Origin of the sequence: Natronorubrum sulfidifaciens JCM 14089, assembly GCF_000337735.1 — an archaeon.
GTDB lineage: Archaea > Halobacteriota > Halobacteria > Halobacteriales > Natrialbaceae > Natronorubrum > Natronorubrum sulfidifaciens.
This window is the reverse complement of the sequence record NZ_AOHX01000030.1, coordinates 85,470-101,952: the sequence shown is the minus strand read 5'-3', so window position 1 is coordinate 101,952 and position 16,483 is coordinate 85,470. Positions and strand designations below refer to the sequence as shown.

The 16,483-nt window shown below is 64.1% G+C and carries 16 protein-coding genes and 1 pseudogene; 6 read left to right on the top strand and 11 right to left on the bottom strand.

Going from position 1 to position 16,483, the window contains the following annotated elements:
• The first annotated feature begins 93 nt into the window (after nt 1–93).
• Nucleotides 94–525: a universal stress protein gene (locus tag C495_RS07185; protein ID WP_008161409.1), complete on the top strand. Its 432-nt coding sequence runs from the start codon at nt 94–96 to the stop codon at nt 523–525.
• Nucleotides 526–534: 9 nt separating this feature from the next.
• On the opposite strand, the pseudogene C495_RS07180 reads toward C495_RS07185, so the two are convergent.
• Nucleotides 535–1,744, bottom strand: a pseudogene (locus tag C495_RS07180) (anion permease).
• 201 nt (nt 1,745–1,945) lie between these two features.
• Between C495_RS07180 and C495_RS07175 the strand changes: the two are divergent.
• A complete protein-coding gene (locus C495_RS07175) occupies nt 1,946–2,191 on the top strand; it encodes a ferredoxin (RefSeq protein ID WP_008161404.1) in 246 nt (81 codons plus the stop codon).
• 89 nt (nt 2,192–2,280) lie between these two features.
• Here C495_RS07175 and mdh read toward each other — a convergent pair whose 3' ends face one another.
• Nucleotides 2,281–3,195 carry a malate dehydrogenase gene (mdh, locus tag C495_RS07170; RefSeq protein WP_008161402.1) on the bottom strand — a complete coding sequence of 305 codons (915 nt, stop codon included), beginning with the start codon at nt 3,193–3,195 and terminating at the stop codon, nt 2,281–2,283.
• A 143-nt stretch (nt 3,196–3,338) separates the two neighbouring features.
• Here mdh and C495_RS07165 point away from each other — a divergent pair, with 143 nt between their 5' ends.
• Both C495_RS07165 and C495_RS07160 read left to right on the top strand, forming a co-directional pair.
• Nucleotides 3,339–3,803 carry a TIGR00725 family protein gene (locus C495_RS07165; protein ID WP_008161401.1) on the top strand — a complete coding sequence of 155 codons (465 nt, stop codon included), beginning with the start codon at nt 3,339–3,341 and terminating at the stop codon, nt 3,801–3,803.
• 53 nt (nt 3,804–3,856) lie between these two features.
• Nucleotides 3,857–4,585 carry an Sjogren's syndrome/scleroderma autoantigen 1 family protein gene (locus tag C495_RS07160; protein ID WP_008161400.1) on the top strand — a complete coding sequence of 243 codons (729 nt, stop codon included), beginning with the start codon at nt 3,857–3,859 and terminating at the stop codon, nt 4,583–4,585.
• A gap of 24 nt (nt 4,586–4,609) precedes the next feature.
• On the opposite strand, the gene C495_RS07155 is transcribed toward C495_RS07160, so the two are convergent.
• Nucleotides 4,610–7,045: a DEAD/DEAH box helicase gene (locus C495_RS07155; RefSeq protein WP_008161399.1), complete on the bottom strand. Its 2,436-nt coding sequence runs from the start codon at nt 7,043–7,045 to the stop codon at nt 4,610–4,612.
• Nucleotides 7,046–7,280: 235 nt separating this feature from the next.
• Nucleotides 7,281–8,930, bottom strand: a complete 1,650-nt coding sequence (locus tag C495_RS07150) for an HTTM domain-containing protein (RefSeq protein WP_008161398.1) — start codon at nt 8,928–8,930, stop codon at nt 7,281–7,283.
• Nucleotides 8,931–9,096: 166 nt separating this feature from the next.
• Here C495_RS07150 and C495_RS07145 point away from each other — a divergent pair, with 166 nt between their 5' ends.
• The gene (locus C495_RS07145; protein WP_008161397.1) at nt 9,097–9,603 is read left to right on the top strand and encodes a TspO/MBR family protein; all 507 of its coding nucleotides are present in this window, start codon (nt 9,097–9,099) and stop codon (nt 9,601–9,603) included.
• 4 nt (nt 9,604–9,607) lie between these two features.
• On the opposite strand, the gene C495_RS07140 is transcribed toward C495_RS07145, so the two are convergent.
• The 6 genes from C495_RS07140 to C495_RS07115 all read right to left on the bottom strand — a co-directional run bounded on the left by C495_RS07140 (nt 9,608) and on the right by C495_RS07115 (nt 15,635).
• The gene (locus tag C495_RS07140) at nt 9,608–10,192 is read right to left on the bottom strand and encodes a diacylglycerol/polyprenol kinase family protein (protein WP_008161396.1); all 585 of its coding nucleotides are present in this window, start codon (nt 10,190–10,192) and stop codon (nt 9,608–9,610) included.
• Nucleotides 10,193–10,295: 103 nt separating this feature from the next.
• Nucleotides 10,296–10,625, bottom strand: coding sequence for a HalOD1 output domain-containing protein (locus C495_RS07135; RefSeq protein ID WP_008161395.1), 330 nt, complete (start codon nt 10,623–10,625; stop codon nt 10,296–10,298).
• Between the two features lie 46 nt (nt 10,626–10,671).
• Nucleotides 10,672–11,793 (bottom strand): bacterio-opsin activator domain-containing protein, encoded by a 1,122-nt coding sequence (locus tag C495_RS07130; RefSeq protein ID WP_008161394.1) that lies wholly within the window; start codon nt 11,791–11,793, stop codon nt 10,672–10,674.
• A 160-nt stretch (nt 11,794–11,953) separates the two neighbouring features.
• Entirely contained in the window at nt 11,954–12,943 is a 990-nt protein-coding gene (locus tag C495_RS07125) for an acetamidase/formamidase family protein (protein WP_008161393.1), read from the bottom strand.
• 63 nt (nt 12,944–13,006) lie between these two features.
• Complete coding sequence (glyS, locus tag C495_RS07120) at nt 13,007–14,791, bottom strand: glycine--tRNA ligase (protein WP_008161392.1); 1,785 nt, start codon at nt 14,789–14,791, stop codon at nt 13,007–13,009.
• A complete protein-coding gene (locus C495_RS07115) occupies nt 14,784–15,635 on the bottom strand; it encodes a CBS domain-containing protein (protein WP_008161391.1) in 852 nt (283 codons plus the stop codon). Before C495_RS07115 ends, glyS begins: the two co-directional genes overlap by 8 nt.
• Before the next feature lie 132 nt (nt 15,636–15,767).
• Between C495_RS07115 and C495_RS17945 the strand changes: the two genes are divergently transcribed.
• Nucleotides 15,768–15,926, top strand: coding sequence for a DUF7556 family protein (locus C495_RS17945; RefSeq protein ID WP_449406470.1), 159 nt, complete (start codon nt 15,768–15,770; stop codon nt 15,924–15,926).
• Nucleotides 15,927–15,986: 60 nt separating this feature from the next.
• On the opposite strand, the gene C495_RS07110 is transcribed toward C495_RS17945, so the two are convergent.
• Nucleotides 15,987–16,436, bottom strand: a complete 450-nt coding sequence (locus C495_RS07110) for a DoxX family protein (RefSeq protein ID WP_008161388.1) — start codon at nt 16,434–16,436, stop codon at nt 15,987–15,989.
• Nucleotides 16,437–16,483 lie beyond the last annotated feature (47 nt).

Genomic DNA, 16,483 nt, shown 5'->3' with positions numbered 1-16,483 from the left:
CGCGTCCCCCGGTTTAAAGTATCGTCTCGAGAAGCGCACACCCTGCATCCGCCCGCCGATAGACCGATAGGGGTCGCGACTGAACACGGCCGTATGGCCCCCGATCACGTCCTCGTCCCAACCCTTGGCCGGCCCCGAGAGGACGAGGCGCTTGCCTACGCGCTCGAGACGTTTCCCGACGCGGACGTAACGCTGCTGGCCGTCGTGACACCGCTTGACGCCCCGTTGAGCGAGGGCGGAGTGCTCGAGCGAGACGAGGACCGTCTCGAGCAGACACACCAGCGCGCGACCGCATTGCTCGAGTCGGTCGCCGACGATGCGGCGGGCGAGCGAGTTCGGGTCGACGTCCTCGAGGGACGTCCCGGAACCATCGTTCCGCAGTATGCAAGCGATGAAGCCGTCGACCACGTGGTTATGCACGGACACGGAACGACGACACCCGGATTCGTCCGGCGGTTTCTCGGCCGCGGCGTCGCTACGACCATCGTCGAACGCACCGACGAGCCGGTGACGGTTCTCGAGTGAGGAGCCGTATCAGCCGCCGATAACCGCATCGAACAGCTGGTAGAGTCCGTAGCCGACGGCGATCGAACTGCCGAGTGTCAACAGCCAGAACGTGATCGTAAACCCGATTTTACGCCGTGAGACGCCCGCCGAGCCGGCTGCCAGCCCGCCGCCGATCACTCCCGAGAGAATGATGTTGTTCAGCGAGATGGGAATCCCGAGTGCGATCGCCAGCTGGGCGATAATGAAGCCCGGAACGAGCGCCGCGATCGATCGTCGAGCGCCAAGTTGGGCGTACTCTCGAGAGGTCGCCTGCAACAGCCGTGGGGCACCCATCCACGCCCCAGCGAGGATGCCGGCCGCACCCAGCGCGAGCAGTGTGATGCCCGGCAGGCCGAGTTCGATTCGAAACAGGTTCTCGAGCGGGCCGGTTGCGAGCCCGACCTGTGAGCCGCCCGAAGAGAAGGCAACGATGCCGCCGAGGACGAGCAGGAACGACCGAATCCCGCCGTCGACGTCGACGAGCACGCGTTTTCGAACCCAGTAGAAAGCGAGCGCACCGACTGCGATCGTCACGAGCGCGGTGCCGAGGTTTGCGCCCGCGACGAGCGTTGGGCCACCGCCGAACTGACGGGCGACGAAGCTCGCGAGACTGCCCTGATCGGCCGTCGGATCGGGGATGACGCCGAGCCGGATGTTCGCGACGATCGCGCCGACGATGCCTGCAAGTAGCGGCACGCCGAGCGATTCGGGGATGTCATCGCGCCGTAGGGTGACCGCGGTTGCGTACGCCAGTCCGCCGGACATAAACGGCACGAGCAGCCAGAACGTTCCGAGTCGCTGGTAGGTCGCCATCGCCGGATCACCGCCCAGCGAGAGGCCGACGCCGACCATCGCGCCCGTCGTCGCGAACGCCGCAGGGATCGGATACCGCGTATAAATGCCGATGGCCATGAATGTCGCCGCCGTCAGCAGCCCCGCCGTGGCCGCAAGCGGCGTAATCGTCACGCCATCGATGAGGTCGGCACCGACCGTCTCGGAGATACTTCCGCCCTGCATGAGCGGCCCCTGCAGCCGCGAGCAGGCCGATGACGAACGCGGCCTGCATCGTTGAGATTGCGTTTGCGCCGATCGCGGGGGCAAACGGCGGCGAGTTACTGTTCGCTCCGAGCACCCACGCCATAAACAGGCACGTGATGACCGCAGCCCCGACGAGTACCACGAACGACAGTGCAACCATTCCGTCCTCCATCGTTCGGCGACTGTCGGGAAAAACGTTCACATCAAGGCACTCGATTGCTATCGTAGCCACTGAACGTCACTGTACACCGCATCGCACGACGGCTGTGCGATGCATGTGTACATCGGTTCAGTTGTTACTATACCCGACGGGCCCTCGAGTCCCGTCAGGGCTTTATCGACGACTGCCGAACGACCGAGCATGCAGATCGAATACGACGAGGACACCTGTATCGGGATGTTCCAGTGTGTCGCCGAGTGGAGCGAGTTTGAGAAGGACAAATCGGAAGGGAAGGCAGTCCTGAACGATTCGGAGGAGACCGAAGATGGCGTCTTCGTCCGCGAGATACCCGAAGACGCGGAACTCGACGCGAAGTTCGCCGCGCGAACGTGTCCCGTCGACGCGATCAAAATCTACGACGACGACGGCGAACAGTTGATTCCGTAAGGTTGGTCGTCGTCGGATCGCCGGTGGCCAAGTGCAACGGTTGGCTTTTCAGCGTCCGCCGAACAGAGCGCCGTCGGAGCGGTCGGTGCTTACGCGATTTTCTCGTACTGATCCGCGAGCTTCTCTGCGGCCTCGCCGAGTTGGTTGCGCTCGAGTTCGGTGAGATCCCACTCGACGACCTCTTCGACACCGTTCGACCCCAGCTTGACGGGGACGCCGAAGGCGGTGTCTTCGTGGCCGTACTCGCCCTCGAGGACGACACTGCCGGGGAGTACTTCGCCCGTATCGCGGAGGATGGCTTCGACCATGTGCCCGACGCCGGTCGCTGGCCCCCACTGGGTTGCACCTTTCTTCTCGATGACGTTCATCGCGGAGGTCTGTAGCTCGGAGAGCAGGTCATCTTTCTCCTCGTCGGTGAACTCGAGGTCCTGTCCGTTGACTCGGACTTTCGAGAAGACGGGGACCTGCGCGTCGCCGTGTTCGCCGAGGATGGTCGCCTCGACGTTCTGGACGGGGACGTCGTAGCGCTGGGAGATGACGTACCGGAAGCGTGCGGAGTCGAGTCGGCCACCGAAGCCAATTACGTTCTCGCGTGCGCGATCACCCGCTTCGTAGAGGTGGCGGTTGAGCAAGTCGACGGGGTTCGATGTCGTCACCGTCACGAAGTCGTCGTTGTACTCGGCCAGCGAGGAGCCGATGTCCTCCATGATCGGGGCGTTGTCCTCGGCCAGATCGATCCGTGTCTGGCCCGGCTGGCGTGGGATGCCGGCCGTGATGACGACGACGTCCGAGCCCTCGGTCGCCTCGTAGCCACCCTGTCGGACCGTCGTGTTCGAGTCGTAGGCTGCGCCGTGGTTCGTGTCCGCAGCCTGCCCGATCGTCGTGTCTTCCTGATCCGGAATGTCGACGAAGACGAGTTCGTCCGCGATGCCCCGAAGCGCGATGTTGTAGCCCGCAGCGGCACCGACCGTGCCAGCCGCGCCGACTACGCTAACTTTCGTCATATCACCTAAACCTCAGCCGTCCTACGCGTTAAATCCGTCGGAATGACACACACTCGCACGGCCTTGCCACCGGGTGCCAGTGGTCGACTCGAGACCGACTCGAGACCGAATCGGTGATACGCATCGGCCGCACGACCACACGTATGCGCGTCAGCGTTATTGGCGGCGGCGAGATTTCCGACGAACAGGCAGCCCGCGCCGAGGCCGTCGGCCGCGAACTCGCGTCTCGAGGCCATACGGTCGTCTGCGGCGGCCGCGGTGGGACGATGGAAGCCGTCTGTCGCGGTGCCAAAGCCGAAGGCGGCACGACGATTGGTATCCTCCCAAGCGAGCGCCACGAGCAGGCGAACGACTACGTCGACATCCCGATCGCGACCGGGCTGGGCCACGCCCGGAACGCACTCGTCCCGCTGAACGGCGATGCGGTCATCGCGCTCGCCGGCGGCGTCGGCACGCTCTCGGAACTGGGCTTTGCCGGCATCTACGACCGACCCGTCGTCGGCCTCGAGATCCACGACGTTCCGGCGCTTGAGGACGTACTCGAGACCGTCGCAACGCCCGAGGCAGCCGTCGACGCGGTCGAAACCGCACTCGAGGGTGAGCGCTGAGACGGATTTCGACCTTCGCAGCTTTTTCCATGGTCCACCGTCTCTAGACGGGTATGAGCGACTTCGATAAGGAAGCCGAGCGCGAGAAACTTCGGGAGAAGTACGAACGCGACAAACAGGAGCGGCAGGCGACCCAGCGGATGAGCGACTTGCTGCTCAAGGGCGCGACGATGACGAACTCCCACTGTGGCACCTGCGGTGATCCACTCTTCCAGCAGGACGGCACCACCTTCTGTCCGAGCTGTCACGGGAACCCCGACGCCGTTCGCGGGACCGACCTCGAGGCCCAGCCGGCCGAGGAGACGGACGACCAACCGGCGGCCACGGAAGCGCCTGCTCGAAGCGACGACCGCGAGCCAGCAGCCGAGTCCGATGTCGCCGAGGACGAAACAGCCGCCAGCGACCGTGATGGCGACGACCAGCCACAACGGCCCACCGAGCCGACGGCGAACGACCGCCGCGCTCGAGCGACCAACTCGCCCTCCAACGCCGACCCAACGAGTGGCGCGACGGGCCGGGACGAGGACGCATCGCCCGCCGAGGCCCAGCCACAGACTGAGCAGACCACCGCAGCGCCCGCAACGGAAGACATGCGATCCGCACGCCGCCCGCCAGCCGCCTCGCCGTCCGCCGGCGGCGACCTCGAGGCCGCCCACGCCTCGCTCGTGCAGGCCTTAGAGAAGTTCGCGGCCGAGGCGGCCGCCACAGACGACCCTCGATACGCCAAAGAGTGTCTCGAGGCTGCCCGCGAGGCGAGCGAGACGCTCGAGACGATTCGATGAACGCACTCGAGAACCCGTCGCCGGTCAGCCGGTGTAGTCGCTCCCGATAACCTCTCGCATCCGTTCGGCTGTTACCTTTCCGACGCCGTCGGCGGCCTGTAACTCGTCTTCGCTGGCGATCATCACCGCCTCGACGGTGCCGAACTCCTCGAGCAGCGACCGGGCCGTGACGGGGCCGATTTCGGCAATCGAGGAGACGACGTACTCCTGTTGTTCGCCGATCGTCTTGGACTGTTTCTCGCCGTGAACCGACACCTCGCGGTCAGCCGTCTCCTGCTCGCGGCCAGCGACCACGGCGAGCAGTTCTTTCGTCTCGTCTTCGCCCTCAGTCCGGAGCACGCTCGCACCGAAATCGACGGCGAGACTCGAGAGCGCGCCCCGAATCGCGTTCGGGTGGATGTCCCGCTGTTCGTAGAGACCGTCGCCTTCGACGACCACGATGGGCCGCGAGTAGTGTCTGGCCATCGCGCCGACCTGCTCGAAGACGGAGCGATCGCCGTCGACCAGCGAGTCGACGAAGTCGGCGACGGACTTGCGCTCGACGACGACCCGATCCGACAGGACGTAGTCGCCGACAGCGAGCGTCTCGAGGCGGATCTCGATCCGTTCTCGCTTCGAGAGCTCGCGTGCGATGGTGGCGTCCATCTCACGCTGGTCGGCGACGATCTCGATCAGGTCGCCCTCGGCGTGGGGCTCGTGGGTCTCGACTGCTACGTCATCATCGTCGTCGCCGTCGTTCTCATCAGACGGTTCCCCCGCGAAATCCGTCAGTCCGGGCTGTGTCTCAACCCCCTCGCTTCCACTGGAACAGTCGCCGACTGCGTCGGGGTTGCCCCCGTTCCCAGCTACTTTCACTTCGCTCTCGTCGTCGAAGTCCGTCAGCGCCTGCTGGGAGTCGTCGAGTTCTTTCTCGAGGTCGGATGCAACCCCTTTCAGGTCGCGCAGTTCGGACTCCATCTCCTTTTCGCGGCGCTGGGAGATCCAGAAGTAGGCCTCGTCGCGGGTATCCTCGGCCATGAGGACGACGACGCGGCCCTCGGACTGGCGACCCGTTCGTCCCTTGCGCTGGATCGACCGGATCGCCGTGGGGACGGGTTCATAAAAGAGGACGAGATCGACTTCGGGAACGTCGAGCCCTTCCTCGGCGACCGACGTCGAGACGAGTACCTCGAACTCGGCAGCCCGGAACTCGTCGAGCACTGCCTGTTGCTCTTTTTGCGTCATCCCATCGGACCCTTCGCGGTCGCCCTGTCCGACGAACCGTTTGGCGTCGAAGCTCTCGCTCAAAAACTCCGTCAGCGCCTCCGCGGTGTCACGAGACTCCGTGAAGATGATGACGCGCTCGCCACCCTCGAGGCCCAACGTCTCGGCCAGCAGCATTCGCGTCTTCCGGTATTTGGGATGCAGTTGGTCGAACGACTCCGCTTTCCGCATCGCCTCGCGGACGCGCGGGTCGGAGACCATCCGCTGGCTGGCCTTCGACGCGCCCGACGAGCGGGCCTGATTGCGCTGGCGGTCGAAGTACCGCCGCACCGCCTCGACGCTTTGGGTTTCGACGAGCGTGACGGCCTGTCGGAGCTTCATCACCTCCGCGTGGATTGACATCCCTTTGAACCCCTCTGACTGATCGTTGTTGATCAGCCCTTGTAGTTCGGCTCGCATCCGATTGAGGTCCTTCTGTGACTGGTCGGGTTGGGTCGAGCTTGCGACACCCAGCTCTTTCAATTTCTCGAGGCGGTCTGTGATCACTTCGTTGAGCGTATCCCGGATCTCGAGGACCTCCTCGGGGAGGTCGATGCGCTCCCACTCGACGTCGGTGTTGTGAGTAAACTTCGAGACGTCGGCGTCGTCTTCGGTCATCACTTCGACCTCCCGGAGGCCGAGGTTCTCACAGACCTCGAGGATGGCTTCCTCGTCGCCGCCGGGCGAGGCGCTCATTCCCGTCACGAGCGGGTCGTCGGCGTCGGCGTGGTAGCGCTCGGCGATGTAGTTGTAGGCGTAGTCGCCGGTCGCGCGGTGACACTCGTCGAAAGTGATGTGGCTGACGTCGGCCAGCGAGAGCCGACTGCCGACGAGGTCGTTTTCGATCACTTGCGGGGTCGCCATCACGACCGTTGCGTCGGTCCACAACTCGCCACGGTCATCCGGGCTGACGTCGCCGGTGAAGACGACGATCTCCTCGTCGGGAATCCGAAGGGCGTCGCGATAAAAGTCGGCGTGTTGCTGGACGAGGGGTTTGGTTGGCGCGAGCATCAGCGACTTCCCGCCGACCTCGTCGAGTCTGCGGGCGGTAACGAGCAGACTGACGGTCGTTTTGCCGAGCCCGGTTGGGAGACAAACGAGTGTGTGGTCGTTCGCCGCCGTGCCGGCGAGTTTCAACTGGTAGAGGCGTCGCTCGAGGAAGTTCGGCTCGAGCAGCGGATGCTCGATCGCGGGGATGTCCTCGTCCGTCGTAGCCATTGTCAGTGGTTCATCGCCGTCGTGAATAAGGGTTCTCGTACCGAGGTGAAAGTGATACTGTCGGACAGCAGTCAGTGAGATGTCGGTCGCGAATTCGCGACCGATCGCCGAATCGTGCTGTGCGACAGTATGGTCCGAGGCCACTGATCCGGCCGGCACCGCTGCGCGTACGGATTGCTGTCCCGATCGCCAGCACAGGTCGGCAAGCGGCGGGACGTGACTCCAGTACCCCGTATCACGCCGGCCACTCGAGGCCGTCGAACTCGGTGTCGCCACAGCCGTGATGAGAGAGTTCGACGTATGTGCGGTCCCGATTCGATGGGTCGTCGATCGTCTCGTGGGTAACCGCTTCGGTGACCAGATACATCGAAACTGACCGCAACTCCTCGTCGTGGTCGTCGGCCCACTGCGCACAGAGGTGGGCGGCCAGCAAGGCGGGAACGTCGTTGCTTGACCCACCGTTGCGGACGCTGTTCATATAAAATCGCTCGCGGTAGGTCCCGTGTTGCTGTTGTAACTCGTCGTAGGGTCGGTCGACCGTGAGCGCACGCTCGTTGTAGATGTCGAACTGCTCGCCACTTACCGTCTGGGCGGGGAAGACGTAGTACCGATCCGTCGTTCGTGGGTCCGGCCCGGCGAAGACGCTCCAGCCGATCGGCTGGTCGATCCCTACACTCGAGGCGACCGTTTCGACCTGTGTGACGCCGGTTGTCTCGTCCATCGTCTCGATGAGCGTCCCCTCGACTCGCTCTTCCATCGTTCGCTCGCTGTCGTCTGCGAGAGCGACCGGCACGAGAGTGAGCAACAACACGCCCGCGACGAACAGGATCGTGACGACGATGGTCGTCACCGCGGCGGTGTACGTGTGTGCGCGGGCGGCCTGCACGCGGTCACCCCCGATGCGAGCCGTCGGCACCCGTCTCGCACACTGCTCGAGTCGAGCCGACAGCCCACGCAGCCACGTGCCATCGAGACCGATTCGCCGCGTCACAGTCGCGAGATCAGTCCAGAACTGTCCCTGCAAGAACAGCAAGACGCCCGCGAGGGCGACGTAGGGGAACGCACCGATGCGAACCGTCAGCGCAAACGCCAGATGGCCGCCGACGAACAGCCCGGCCAGCAGCATCCGTGGTCGCCCACGCAGGGCGACCAGCAGCCACGACCCGACGAGCATGTAGAACCAGAGCAAGCCACCGTACTCGAGCAGCGTCGGAAAGCCGCGGACGACGTCGCCGAGCAGGAACGTCATCTCGTCGAGGCCAAACACCAGTGGGGCTGCGTCGCCGCTGGTCCAGACGTCGGACTGGGATTTGATCAGCCCGTTCGAGAAGTACATGAATATCATCTGGCTCAGAATCAGCACGCTGGCGGCGTTCGCGACGGACGGTCGAGGGGTGCGGTCAGCATGAACGGCGTCGACGGACCAGCGCTCGCCAAGCGGGAGGAAGATCGCCCAGAACAACAGGAGCCGAAACAGCGTGTCGGCGTAGCTCAACACGAACGGGTTGTGGTGGTCCAGCGAGACGACGAACAGAAACGAGAGCACGGTCGCCACTCGCGTCTTGTAGCCGACGATCAACTGGAGCGCGACCAGCGCCTGCAGGACGAATAGCGCCGCGATAACCGTCGAACTCGTCGTCAGATAATAGACCGAAATCGCATACTCCGGGGTGGCCTCCATCGCGAGCGAGCGGGGAACGACGCCGTCGTCGGTATAAAAGTACGAGAAGTTCCGAGATCGGAGGGCCAGATCGGCGACGATGAGTATGCCGACGAGGACCCGGAAGACGGCCAGCGTTCGGGTGTCGATTCGAACACGCCGCTCGAGAGCGCGTCGGAGCCGGTGGCCCGACTCGAGGAGGGCGGACTGTGCGGGGAGACGCATCTGCCACCGTGTCTGTACAGAACTGACATATGTGTTGCCATTAGCGTCTTGCCCCCGTCGTGGATGTCCCCTCGGCAGACGGACTCTTATCCAGCAGTAGCAACACGGGCCACACTCCCGTCGTCGCTGGCAGCAGCACTATCCGCACTCGAGCCGTACGACTCGTATGGTCGCCGACACGACTCGAGCCAGCCGTCGCCTGCCCGACCGTGGCGACCTCGTTCAGGTCGCCGCGTTCGTCGTCGCCATCAACGTCATCGGTGGACTCCCCGGCCTCCTCTCTTCGCCCGACAGCGCGTGGTTCCGAGGCCTCGAGAAACCGTGGTTTTACCCGCCCGAACTCGCGTTTCCAATCGTCTGGACGGCGCTCTTTACGCTGTTGGGGATCGCACTGTGGCTGGGCTGGCGCAGCGACGGCCCCGGTCGCCGACTCGCGCTCGGACTGTTCGCGGTTCAGATGGCGTTCAACGTCGCGTGGACGCCGGCGTTCTTCACGCTCGAGGCACTGGGCGTCGCGTTCGGCATCATCGTCGTCCTCTGGCTGTTGATCGTCGCCACGATCGCCGCTTTCGTTCGCGTCGATCGCCGTGGGGCGGCGCTGCTCGTGCCGTATCTGGCGTGGGTGACGTTCGCCGCGGTGCTCAATTACGAACTCTGGCGGCTGAACGGGTGAGGCCTCACAGGAACTCGAGGGCGAGCCAGGCCAGCACCCCGGCATAAATGGGGATCGTCAGGTTGTCGTCGACGATGTAGTCTCCGATGCGGAGTTTGATGCCGTCGGCGACGGTCGCACCGAGCGCCGCCGCGACGACGGCCAGCGGCGTCTCGTAGAGAAACGGCGTGGCGATGAGCGCCGAGACGACGAACATCGTGACCAGCACTTTCGGGCCTTTGATGAATTTGAGGCTGTCGTCGGAGACGGCCCCACTGATCGGGTCGCCGAGTGCGAGCATCAACATCGCCGGCAGCGCGATTTCGGGCGGAAAGACGAGGACGGCAATCGTCATGCTGAGCATGTAATAGCCGTAGCCCGCGAACTGGTCCTGTTCGTACTCTCGAGTGAGTTTGTCGTACAGCACCCACTCGAGGCCGACACGAAGGCGGAGGAACTCGAGGCCGATCACACCCAGCGAGAGGACGATCATCAGGACGCCGAATCGTGTCCACGTCAGCCCGAACTCGAGGGTGTTCGCGAGGAGATAGAGTGCAACCAGCCCCGAGCCGCTGGCGTGGACCAGCCGTCGCTTCAGTTCGTCGGCCATCACCGGATGTCTCGAAGGTGGTGACCTTCAGTCCGTCGGTTTCCCAATATGTCGTTGTCGGGGCAGGTGCGCTATCGGCGGTCAATCCTTCCAACAGTCCCTCTCACTCCTCGAGCGGTTCGACGACGATACCGCCGTAACTCGAGGCGGTCACGCGACAGCCCTCGTAGGCAAAGGTGACCTCGATAGCCGTCTCTCGAGTCGAGAGCAGCAGGTCGGCGAGCGCTTCGGGGTTGATCGTCTCGAACAGCGGTGGCATGGACAGCGGGTCACAGTTCGTGACGGTGCCCACGGCCTCGACGATCGTGACAACGAGGGTTTTCGGGTCGCCGTCGAACTGGGCGTGAAACGTCCCCGTCGTGGGATCGAAGCCGACGGAATCTTCGCCGAACGCGGGGGACGAGCTGGAGTCGGGGTGGGCCGTGTCGGTCATTGGCCTGACTACACGAGACGTTGTAGTAAGGGGGAACGCTGACCAGTCAGCGTGCATCCGCGCCGGACTTCTCGAAGAGGTGCCGGAAGACGGTTCGCTGGGCTTTGCGAAGGTGCTGGTTGAACGTCTGGCGCGTGACGCCGAACCGGTCTGCCAGCTCGTCGCCGGTACTGGTCCGTGGTGTGTCGAAGTAGCCGCCGAAGTAAGCCGAATCGAGCACCGCGAGCTGTCGCTCGGTGAGCGCGTCGGCGACGACATCGTACAGCAGGTGTGGCGAGTAGACGAGTTCCTCGGACACCAGTTCGACCTCGGGGTGGAACTCCCGAATCCCGTCTGCGGCCAGCCGCGGGTCGACGTCACCGGGTAGCTCGCCGAGGAACCGGACTTCCTCCGGCGTGACGATGACGGCTCGAGCGCGGCCGCCGAGGGCCGGAAACACGTGGGACACCGTCGTCGATTCCGCGTGGGCTTCGATGCGGCTGTAGCCGTCGATCGAACTGAGCAACCGCGCGTCGAGATAGTGTGGAACCTCTTCGACGGCGGTGACGAACTCGCTCGCGGGAAGATCATCCGTTCCCATGTACTGGACGGTCGTCCCATCCGGCAGCGAGACGACGGAGTCGACCTCGATCCGCGTTTCGTCGCCGTCGCCACGAAGGGTGGGCGGAACCGCCGACCGATTCGTACAGAACTCGAGCAGGCGCACATGGTCGCTGGTCAACCGCTCTTCGCGTCGTTTCAACGCTGTCACGTCCTCGAACGAGACGACGACGTACTCGACCGTGCCCTCGTCGTCTAGGGTGGGTGACGAACTGCTCGAGAGCCACCGTTCGGAGCCGTCGGACAGTTCGATCCAGTGTTCGAACCCATACACAGGCTCCCCCGTTTCGAAGACGCGTATGACAGGGTTTTCGTCCGCGGGGATCGGCGTTCCGTCGTCCCGGTAGAGATTCCAGTCGGCGATATCGCACGTCCCGCTGGTAAGCACGTCGCACGTGAGAGAGAGCGTCTCCGCTGCCCGCTCGTTCGCGAAGGTGATCACTCCAGTCGAATCGACGACGACGGTACTGATCGGGCTCACGTCGAACATGCGCCGCGTGAGGTCTTCGGGTGGCGTGTGTTGGTCGTCTCTACTGACCCCTTTCTGTGGCTCCGTTGGCTCCGTCATGCATGACCTACACGTTCACAGTCTCGACAGGCCCGCTCGAGCCAGTCGACGCGCTCGCAATTCATGTCGCCGGTAGGCAGCCACCGGATAAATGTGTTACACAGGTTTCAAATCGGAACGGTCGCGGCTGCTCGAGGACAGTCCGAGCCGACTCGAGCCGTCACGCCCTTCTCGTCGACCGGCGACGCGACTCCGGGAAGATGCGCTCCGGGAGATAGGCAGCGACGGTCCAGTTCGGGGCGTTGACGACCTGATTGAGTTTGAGGTCGACGGCCGCCGAGCACAGCATGTAGGCCTCGGTTCGGGAGAGGCCGCGCTCGTCGTGTAGGTGGTCGATCATCTGCCGGATGGCCTGCCGGCTCGCGTCCATGAGGTCGTCCGCAATGCCCGTCGTTCCGTACATCGGCTCGCCCCGCCCAGTCGAGGTGAACGGCCCAGTGGTTTCGAACTGCGGTCCGCCGATCGAGCGATCCGATCGCACCTCGAACCGGCAGGTGACAGTGATCGGCGCTTCGATGCCGGTGCCACAGACCTCGCCGTCACCCTGAGCGGCGTGGCCGTCGCCGATGCTGAACAGCCCGCCGTCGACTGCGACGGGGAGAGACAGCGTCGAGCCCGCCGTGAGCTGTTTGATGTCCAGATTCCCGCCGACCGACCGCGGTGGGAACGTGCTGTGTGCACCGCCTTCGGCGGGCGCAACGCCGACCACGCCGGGGAACGGATCGATCGGGATCTCGATTCCGTCGACGAAGTGAGCGATGCCGTCCTCGAGGTTCCAGACGTGTAGTGCCGGCTCTAGGAACTCGTCGGCCAGCAACCCGAGTTCCATCTCTCCCGGCAGCACCAGCGTGTACCCCTGCCCCTCGTGGTCGATCTCGAGCAACTCGATCCGAAGCAGGTCGCCCGGCTGTGCGCCCTCGATCGCGATTGGGCCGGTCAGCGGGTGGACGGGATCGATATCGAGCGTGGCGAGGTCCGCAACCGTCGCGTCGGGGCCGAGTTGTCCGTTCGTGGCGTCTCGGCACTCGAAGCGGACGACGTCGCCCGGTTCGACCGTACACACCGGCTCGAGTCCGTTATCCCACACGCTGTGAACCGCGCCGTCGTCGGCACGCACCCGGTGATCAACCGTGTCGTTGTCGCTCGACATTCGAACGCAGTAGACGTCACACCAGCATAAAACAGTCTCGCCGAAACCGATCCTCAGGTAGTGCTACAGCTCCTCGAACTCGAGGTCGCCTTCGCGGATCGCCGACAGCGTCTCCGCCAGCTCGTCGACCGGAATCCGCTTCTGGTCGGTTGTGTCTCGCTCGCGAACCGTGACGGTGGTCTCGTCGGCCTCGACGGTCTCGTAGTCGATCGTCACACAGAACGGCGTGCCGACCTCGTCCTGGCGACGGTAGCGCCGGCCGATGTTGCCCGAGTCGTCGTAGGTGACCGACAGCCCGGCCTCGCGCAGGTCGTCGACGATCTCGCCGGCCTGGGTCTCGAGGGCGTCGTCGCTTTGCAGCGGGAAGACGCCGACGAACGTCGGGGCGACTTCGGGCTCGAGCTCGAGGTAGGTTCGCTCTTCGCCGTCGACCTCGTCTTCCTGATAGGCGTGGTGGAGGACGGTGTAGACGAGTCGGTCCACACCGAAGGAGGGCTCGACGACGTGGGGGATGATGTGCTCGCCGGATTCGGTCTGTTCTTCGACCGCGAAGCCAGTCTTCTCGACGGGAATCTCGTGGGTCTCGCCCTCGAGTTCGAATTCGACTGTTTCACCCTCGAAGGCGGCCCGGTCGCGGGCCGCGAGGGCCTCGAGTTCTTCCACGACTGCCCCTGCGTCGCCGCCGAACTCGGGACCGAGATAGCTCATATCGGGGTCGACGGTGGCGCGCTCGACCGTTTTGGGCTCGTCGTACTGCTTGAACACGGTAAAGCGGTCGCCGGAGTGCTCGCTGTGTTTCGAGAGGTCGTAGTCGCCACGGTAGGCGAAGCCGGCCATCTCGATCCAGTTACCATCAATTTCGCTCTCGGCGTCCCAGCAGTCGCTCGCGTAGTGGGCGCGCTCGCCCGAGAGGTGCTGGCGGAAGCGGAACCGGTCCATATCGACGCCGACGGCCTCGTACCACGGCTTGGCGACGCCGAGGAAGTAGGCGACCCACGGGCTGGCGATCACGTCGTTGTCGACGGCCTCGCCGATCGTCGTCTCGATCTCGTCGCCGTCCTCGTCGTTCTGCTCGGTTGCCGGGTAGAGTGTCACCTCGACGTCTTCGACCGCCGAAAGGTCGGGTTCGTCCTCCTCCGGATCGATGAAGTACTCGAGTTCGGCCTGCGTGAACTCGCGGGTGCGGATGATCGACCGTCGTGGGCTGATCTCGTTGCGGTAGGCGCGGCCGATCTGGGTGACGCCGAATGGAAGCTGGTTGCGGGCGTACTCCTTGAGCCGGGGGAACTCGACGAAGATGCCCTGTGCTGTCTCCGGACGGAGATAGCCCGGCTGGGAGTCACCGGGGCCGATGTTCGTCGCGAACATGAGGTTGAAGTCCTCGACGGCGACGCCCGCGAGGCCGGCACCGCAGTCGGGACAGACGAGTTCGTACTCGGCGATGACCTCTTCGACTTCGGGAATCTCGAGGCTCTCTGCGTCCTCGTACATCGTGTTGTCTTCGACGAGGTGGTCCGCGCGGCTGCTCGTCCCACACTCGGGACACTCGATCAGCATGTCGTCGAAGCCCTCGAGGTGACCCGAGGCTTCGAAGACGGGTTCGGGCATGATCGTCGGCGCGTCGATCTCCATGTTGCCCTCGGCGAGTGCAAAGCGGTCGCGCCAGGCGTCTTCGACGTTGCCCTTCAGGGCCGCTCCCTGCGGGCCGAAGGTGTAGAAACCGCCGACGCTACCGTAAGAACCCGACGACTGGAAGAAGTAGCCGCGGCGTTTGGCCAGTTCGACGAGCTTCTCGCTCGTCTGGTCGACTGTCGATTCGTTCGTCTCCGTCTGTTGGTGTTCACTCATACAAAGCCTCCAGTAGATCGATGTCTCGGACGATACCGACGAGTTGTTCGCCGGTGACCATTGGGATCTGTTCGATGTCGTTGCTGATCATGCGCTGTGCGGCCTCCTGAACGGTCGTCCGTGCCGAGACCGTCACCACGTCGTCGGTCATGAACTCGCTGACGGGACCGGTCGGAAGCTCGATGTCCCGCGTCGGGAGATAGCGGCTGCCGATGGCTTTGATGCCCTCCCAAGACCACTCCGAGTCCTGATCCGGGAAGTTGTCGCCCGTCGACTCCTCGCCCTCGACGATGCGAGCGACGTCGATGATGTCGACCTCGGTGAGAACGCCGCTCATCCGCCCGTCGTCGGACAGCGCGATCGTGTACGGCACGTTCGCGTAGTAGAGTTCCCGCTCGGCAACCGGCAGCGGTGCGCCCTCGTAGGTCGTGTTCACGTTCTCGCTTGCGAGGGCTTCAACGCCCTCCTCGGTCTCCTGATCGCCCGTCGCGATGGCGTGGACCACGTCGGTCACCGTGACGATCCCTTCGAACTCGCCGTCGACGACCGGGACGCGCCGTGCGTCTGCTTCGACCATCGTCCGCGCGACGTCCTCGAGCGACGTCTCGGCCGTCGTCGTCGGCACGTCCTCCATCAGCATGACGAGCTGGTCCTCGTCGGGCTGTTCGATCAGAGCATCCCGAGAGACCAGCCCTCGGTACTCCAGGCCGTCGTCGGTCGGTTTAACGACCGGAACGGAGGAAAACGACTGCTCTTGGAGGTACTCGAGGACGTCCGATCGAGTGCCCGGCAGTTCGACGGTAACCACGTCCTCGCGCGGCGTCATCGCGTCGGCTACGTTCATATCCCCACGGTACGGCCAAAATGAGTATAAACCCAATGTTTCGTATGTCCACGGTCACCCGGGCTGAACGCATTGGCTCACTGAACAGTCTGATTCGACGAGTTTATATGTGGGTGGGTGTCACTCTCATACATGGTGACAAACTCCCACACCATGACGTCCGACACCATCGTCGGTTCGATCGACTCGAGCGACTCGAGTGACGAATACGTCATCGCCGACATCTCGGCCGACGGGGCGTGGCTGTCGATGCAGGCGGACGATGCGCCGACGCTTCCAGCGTGGCGATGAGTGTGGGGTGGAGGCAGGGAATAGCGATTGATTTTCAGCTCGTGTGTCGAGGCCAGCCGATCAGAAGAGCCCGATGCCGAGCGCATATGGCCACTCGAGTGCGCTGACTGCGAGCACCACGAGCGTGCCGGCGAACAGACCGACGTTTTTCATAAACGCCGTGAGTTCGCTCTGTTGCTGGTCGTCGGGAACGGCCCAGAAGTCGTGCATCAGCGGCGTCGTGACGAGCAGGAAGCCGGCGAGCGCGCCCGCCGCAATCGCCGGAAAGAGCCCGAGCACGATTCCGAGCCCGCCAAAGACGAGGACGACTCCAGAGAGCAGTACCGAGAGCGTCGGCGCTGGGACGCCTTTCATTTCAGCGTACCCGGCGGTGGTCTCGAGGTCGAGGAAGTGATTCAGACCCATGACGGCGATGATCCCGCCGAACAGCACGCGTGCGATGAGGAACAGTTCGTCCGCGAAGGGACCATCGAGCGTCTGGAGCGGAAGCGTTTCGATTACTGGTAACATTCTGTAACCAGATAAAAGAACGGCACTGCAATAACCGTTCTTGGACA

Excerpts from the sequence above, each read along its gene's own strand:
- C495_RS07125 (WP_008161393.1), bottom strand. The coding sequence starts at position 12,943 with ATGTCGAGCGACAACGACACGGTTGATCACCGGGTGCGTGCCGACGAC.
- C495_RS07160 (WP_008161400.1), top strand. The coding sequence starts at position 3,857 with ATGAGCGACTTCGATAAGGAAGCCGAGCGCGAGAAACTTCGGGAGAAG.
- C495_RS07150 (WP_008161398.1), bottom strand. The coding sequence starts at position 8,930 with ATGCGTCTCCCCGCACAGTCCGCCCTCCTCGAGTCGGGCCACCGGCTC.
- C495_RS07165 (WP_008161401.1), top strand. The coding sequence starts at position 3,339 with ATGCGCGTCAGCGTTATTGGCGGCGGCGAGATTTCCGACGAACAGGCA.
- mdh (WP_008161402.1), bottom strand. The coding sequence starts at position 3,195 with ATGACGAAAGTTAGCGTAGTCGGCGCGGCTGGCACGGTCGGTGCCGCT.
- glyS (WP_008161392.1), bottom strand. The coding sequence starts at position 14,791 with ATGAGTGAACACCAACAGACGGAGACGAACGAATCGACAGTCGACCAG.
- C495_RS07110 (WP_008161388.1), bottom strand. The coding sequence starts at position 16,436 with ATGTTACCAGTAATCGAAACGCTTCCGCTCCAGACGCTCGATGGTCCC.
- C495_RS07175 (WP_008161404.1), top strand. The coding sequence starts at position 1,946 with ATGCAGATCGAATACGACGAGGACACCTGTATCGGGATGTTCCAGTGT.
- C495_RS07135 (WP_008161395.1), bottom strand. The coding sequence starts at position 10,625 with ATGACCGACACGGCCCACCCCGACTCCAGCTCGTCCCCCGCGTTCGGC.
- C495_RS07185 (WP_008161409.1), top strand. The coding sequence starts at position 94 with ATGGCCCCCGATCACGTCCTCGTCCCAACCCTTGGCCGGCCCCGAGAG.
- C495_RS17945 (WP_449406470.1), top strand. The coding sequence starts at position 15,768 with ATGGTGACAAACTCCCACACCATGACGTCCGACACCATCGTCGGTTCG.
- C495_RS07115 (WP_008161391.1), bottom strand. The coding sequence starts at position 15,635 with ATGAACGTAGCCGACGCGATGACGCCGCGCGAGGACGTGGTTACCGTC.
- C495_RS07140 (WP_008161396.1), bottom strand. The coding sequence starts at position 10,192 with ATGGCCGACGAACTGAAGCGACGGCTGGTCCACGCCAGCGGCTCGGGG.
- C495_RS07130 (WP_008161394.1), bottom strand. The coding sequence starts at position 11,793 with ATGACGGAGCCAACGGAGCCACAGAAAGGGGTCAGTAGAGACGACCAA.
- C495_RS07155 (WP_008161399.1), bottom strand. The coding sequence starts at position 7,045 with ATGGCTACGACGGACGAGGACATCCCCGCGATCGAGCATCCGCTGCTC.
- C495_RS07145 (WP_008161397.1), top strand. The coding sequence starts at position 9,097 with ATGGTCGCCGACACGACTCGAGCCAGCCGTCGCCTGCCCGACCGTGGC.